Source organism: Silvanigrella sp., assembly GCF_044369315.1.
Taxonomy (GTDB): Bacteria; Bdellovibrionota_B; Oligoflexia; order Silvanigrellales; family Silvanigrellaceae; genus Silvanigrella.
On sequence record NZ_JBIPMD010000211.1, the window covers coordinates 1 to 5,519 of the forward strand.

At 26.7% G+C, this 5,519-nt stretch carries 2 protein-coding genes; both read right to left on the reverse strand.

The window, feature by feature from the left end; all coding sequences use genetic code 11:
* Positions 1–149: 149 nt before the first annotated feature.
* Positions 150–293, reverse strand: a complete 144-nt coding sequence (locus tag ACIQ56_RS13760) for a hypothetical protein (protein WP_397601621.1) — start codon at positions 291–293, stop codon at positions 150–152.
* A 320-nt stretch (positions 294–613) separates the two neighbouring features.
* The coding region (locus tag ACIQ56_RS13765) for an RHS repeat domain-containing protein (RefSeq protein WP_397601622.1) at positions 614–5,519 on the reverse strand (4,906 nt) is incomplete at its 5' end.

Sequence of the window (5,519 nt, forward strand, 5' to 3'; positions counted from 1 at the left end):
TCCGTTCAACAAAGGGCTTGCTTGTCCATGTTTTCGGAAGATTTTCTGCATGCCTTTTTAAGTACATATTCTTTTTCTAAAAACACATTCTCAACTCTTAACTGGCATATATAATTTATCAAAAAATAAAAATTCTTATTTTTTTTATTTTAGCAGTCATCAAGTGTACAAATTCTTATTTTTTTAGGTCCTGCTTCAAATTGCTCTGATGAAGCATCTGAAATATACATAGTTAATGCCAAAAATAATGCGAATGGTGCTACAAAAAAACGAGCTGAAAATTTAGAACGCATGATTCATTCCTTATCAGTTATTTATTAAATTAATATAGATTCAATGTCAAATTTAATTTTTAATGAATTATTATAATTTAATTTAGAGCATTTATAAAAAAGACGCATTGGGATCAAGGGTCTATATAAATAAGATTTGTTTACTTGTCAACACAAATAATTATTAAATATATTACAATAATTATAAATGGGTTATGGTAGTAATTATTATATTTTTCAGTTTATAAAACATTAAAATTAAATAATCTAATTGCCAAATAACATAAGTATTAAGATCTAAAATTTTTATTTAGTTCTTAATCATTTATCTTAAACCTTTTTTACATACCATCAGCATTTAACTTATCTACTGTTGTTTTATAAGTAAGTGGAGACTTAAATAAAGACATACCTGCTGAAACCCAACCTGTAGATATGGATATCCAAAAAATATTAGTTGCTATTTTTCCATATAAATCTGATTTTTCATTATCACCAGCTTTACCCGCATTTCTTGATGCTTCTCCAAAACCTTTACCAGCAATCCAAGCAGCATCACTCGTATATCCCATAATCATTTTTGTATATTTAAATTGTGAACTCGCTCTTACCGCATTAGGAATATCATACATATCAGATAAATAATTTTTCGGTAATTTACTGGCACTAGAAGCACTCAATTTAATAATATTATCAGAAGTATTTTTTGCCGCCGACGCAACGCCAACCAAAGATGAAACCTCAAGACCGATACCCACTGAACTTGCAGCCATACCCAACGCAAATGAAGTCCATCCTAATGCATAAGAGATGTCCCCATATTTTGTTGCATCTGCTTTATTTCCAGCAGCATTTGCATCACTTGCTAATTTTCCATAAACTTGTCCAGTTATACCAATGACACTTGAAGCAATACCAGCAGAAGCTGCAACAGTTAGCGCAATATCTGCTGCCGTTAAAGCTGCTGTTCCGGCTATTGCAGGAGCTAAAGTTGTACCTAAAGTAAATATGGAAAGAAATATTCCTAATATAGACAAACCAAGTCCAACACCTAGCATCACATTTGCAGCATTTTCGCCTGTGGGGTCAAACTTCATTATTGGGTTATTTTCAGCAAATATATACCCATTAATTCCACCTTTTCCAAATGGAGATTGAGTATCATATTGCATAAATCTTCCTAAAGCAGGGTTATATGCTCTGTAACCTTTACCTAAAAATTGGTAACCTGATTTTCCATCGGTTCTTTCTCCATTAAAACCAATATCACTTAATTTAGGAGAATTTACAGCAGCATTTGAAACATCAAATTGCTCTCCGTATGGTGTGTATACAAAATTCTTAGTTAATAATTTTGAACCTTCCATAACGCGAATAACACTTCTAGCTTGATCAGTTAAATAAAATTGGTAAACTCCACCAGGGTTTACTTTACCAATAATATATCCATTAATTTGCAAATAACTTACTACTTTTCCATTTGAATTTTCATTTAAAACTTTATTTCCATTGTAATAAAATTTAACTAAACCATTTTCACTATCATTTTGTGATATTATTTCTCCGGAACCATTGTAATTATATTCTATTGTTTTATCTTTAGTAATAAATTTGGATAATCTTTGAAATGGAGTATAAACTAATTTATTATCATTTCCATCTTTAATTATATTTCCATCTTCATCATACTCTAAAGTAGAAGATGTATTTTTTAAACCATTTGTTGTATAACCTTCTAATCTAACTCCATCTGTTTTATTATAATTATATGTCGTTAAATTATCTGGAGTAGAATCAGAGTATTTAACTCTTGCTGTTTTAATATTATTTAAAGCGTCAAAAGAATATTCTTCAGATTTTATAATATTTCCGTTTGTATCTCTTGGGCATAAAGAACCTGAGCAATCATATTTTTGAAGATTATTTAATGAATCGTAAGTATAATTTTCTTGGGAGTCAACTTTATTTGAATCATAACTATATCTATTTCTTAAAGCAATATTCATATCTATATTATATGAATATGTATAGGAAAGAATATTAGAGTTATTTACATCTGTATATGATAAAGAGTTTAAAGCACCCATTGAATTGTATGAATAAGAAATTTTTGTGCTATTTGGAAGAGTTTTATACCATATTCTTCCAAAATCATCATAAAAATATTTTTCTTCCTGAAAATTTCCTTCTTTCGAATTGAATTGAATTTTTTCTAATCGACCGTTTATTTTATTAAAGATATAATTTGACGTTAATTGATTAATATCAGTTAACGTAACTGGGTAGTCTTGTAAATTATATTCATAACTAATCGTTTTTCCATCAGGATATACAACAGACTTTAATTTACCATCTTTAAAAGTATTGTATTTTGTTTTACCAGTTGAATCAACCATATTAACTAAATACATAGAAAATGAATCATACTCATAATTTGTTGTATAATTAGATTCTTCACCCGATACTTGTTTTTTAATTAATTTATTAAATCCATTATATAAATATTTTATTTCTTTACCTGATCTTAATATTTTACTTGTAACATTACCATATAAATCATAAATATATTTTATAGATTTACCATATGAATCTGACTCAGTTATTAATTGACCAATTGAATCATATTCTCTTGATCCCAATGTATATATAGTTCCGTCCGATGTTATTACTGATTTTTTAATTATTTTATCATTAAATAATGGATCATAATCGTAAGATATTTTTCTACCATCTGAATAAATATCTTGAATTTTTTGAGACAAAGGGGTGTATTTAAACTTAACAACATTTCCATTTACATCGGTAGATTCAACTAAATTTCCAAATCCATCAAATACACTTGAACTCTTGCTAAATAATGTTCTATCTTTAGTAAATAACTCAAGTCGAATTGGTTTTTTATTTAAATCAAAATACGATAGACTTATTGAAGATAAATTTCCTGTATTTGATATCATATAGGATTCAGTGCTATTTTTAGCATCGTCATAATTTGTTACTTTAGTCTCTCCACTTGGAGAAACTACCATGTTTTCTCTTGCTAAAACGTCATATTTATATTTTGTAGAAATTTGATATTTATAACCATCTTTATCAATATCATAAAAATTTTGAGAATCTTTTTGACCAGTGCTATTATAACTTATTGAAGAAATTAAATTGAATGTACTATCATTCTTAGATTGTAAAAAAGTTTGAATTTCTCTTCCTAAAGAATCGTTTATTTTATATGTGGCATATCCATTTGGATTCATTATGAATACGGCAGAAGTTCCAAATCCTAAGCCATATTTAGAATCATTTAAATAATACAAATAGTTTGTAGATATAGAGTTCTCACCATTAACAGATGTGATTGTTTCTTTTAAAATTCTACCTAAATTATCATATTGATAAGATATATTTTTACCGTCTGTTTCAATTTTATTTTCTTCTTTTTTAGTAAAAGAATTTAATTTTGATATTTCTTTAGCTAGAATATTACCTTTATAATCAATATATTCTTTATTCGTAATATTAAAATTTGAATTTAATGAATAGCTATTTTTATTAATAGAAACTTTACATTTACCAGCAGAAGCAGATTTAATTTTAACAATTGAAGGTAATGAATAAATATTAAATTTATTTGATTCCTTATTATAAGTATTCACTTCGGTTTTATAAATTTTGCCGCAGTTTTCATCAGTTATTCCACAAATATTTGTATTATATCTATAAATTTTAGCTAAAAGTCTTTGAAATTTTTTTCCTGTTAAATTTTCTGTATTTTCATATTTATATTCGGTGATTAAACTAACTTTATCTATTGGAGATGTTTTTATTTCTCTTTCTATTAAGTTTATTAAACCATTAAATGTTTTTTCTGCTGATAAATATTGATATTCTTTTATTATTCCATTTGCTTCTACAGTTTTAAGAATATTCCCAGAATTATCATATAAATTTTTTACAATTTCTATTCTACTTAAACCATTTTTATAGTAAGTGGTTTTTACTTCAATTGGAAAATTATAATTTGGATCAAGAGAAGCAAAGTTTTTACTTTTCCAATCTGGATAAGTATATTCTTTTGTTTGAATCAACTTGTCATTTTCTTTTATTTTTTCACTAATTAATTGATGATAGTGATTATATATTCTTTCTGTTTTAATATTTGATCCTGTAGGAGAATCTTTACTCTCTAAGGAAGAATAGGTATATGTATTAGGCGTATAAAATAAAGTATCTTCACCTTCTTTATATCCTGTAAAACCTTTTCCTAAATAGTTTGATGAGTCTTGATTAAAAATATATGAAATAGATTCTGAATTCATTCCAAGTCTATTAGAATTACTTTTCAATGTATAAGAATTAGTTTCAATTTTTGAAACAGCAGGAAAAGAAATACCATCTAGAGGAGAATTTAACCCTCCAGTTAAATAAGTTACATTTACTGAAGTTCCTGTAGGAAAAGAAATTTTTGTTATTAAAGAATCTGTAGGAAAATCTTTTTCAGATGAGGCTCCATAAGAAAAATTAACTTCTTGTAATAAAGGGTTTTTAATAGAAGTTAATAAATTACTATTACTAGATTTTGTTAAAGTAGTAGTTGGTAAATTATTAGTTCCGTTATTTAGTTTTATTGTAATAAATGTGTTGCTAGAATATATTAATTCAATTTTTTTTATATCTGAATCACTATTTAAATCTTTATAACTAATATTTTCTAATTTATTTCCATTAATGTAATTAAAAGAGGCTTGATAGCCTTCTTTGTTAGTTATAGAAACCAAATTTCCAAATGTTTTTTCTATTTTTTCTTCTCTACCATCTTTATATTTTAAAGTTAAATAGATACTTCCAATTTCAATTTTTAAATCATTTAATTTATAATATTTTAACTTTCCTTGTCCAATATCAAGCTTATAACTCCCTCCGCTTGATAAATTCAGCATACCTGTTTTTGGATCATAAAAAGTTAAGTTCCAAGACCATCCTTTTCCTATCCCAAAACGGTCAGATTGAGATAATGAGGAATAGTTTATAGAAAGAGGAAAAGTAGGATCTTCAAAGCCATTTCCAACAATATCACCCACTTTATAAGATATCGAAAAAGCGCCAGTTCTTGGATCTACATTTTTACTTAAATCTTTGTAATTATAAGCATCACTAACTATATTTGATGATTGATTTGATGAATTAGTTGCGCCATTTGCCGATTGAGCTAAAGCATCAACGAGCAACGCCTTGTTATTAACATACTTT

Bases quoted from the DNA above. Each gene is read 5' to 3' on its own strand.
- ACIQ56_RS13760 (WP_397601621.1), bottom strand. From the start codon at position 293: ATGCGTTCTAAATTTTCAGCTCGTTTTTTTGTAGCACCATTCGCATTA.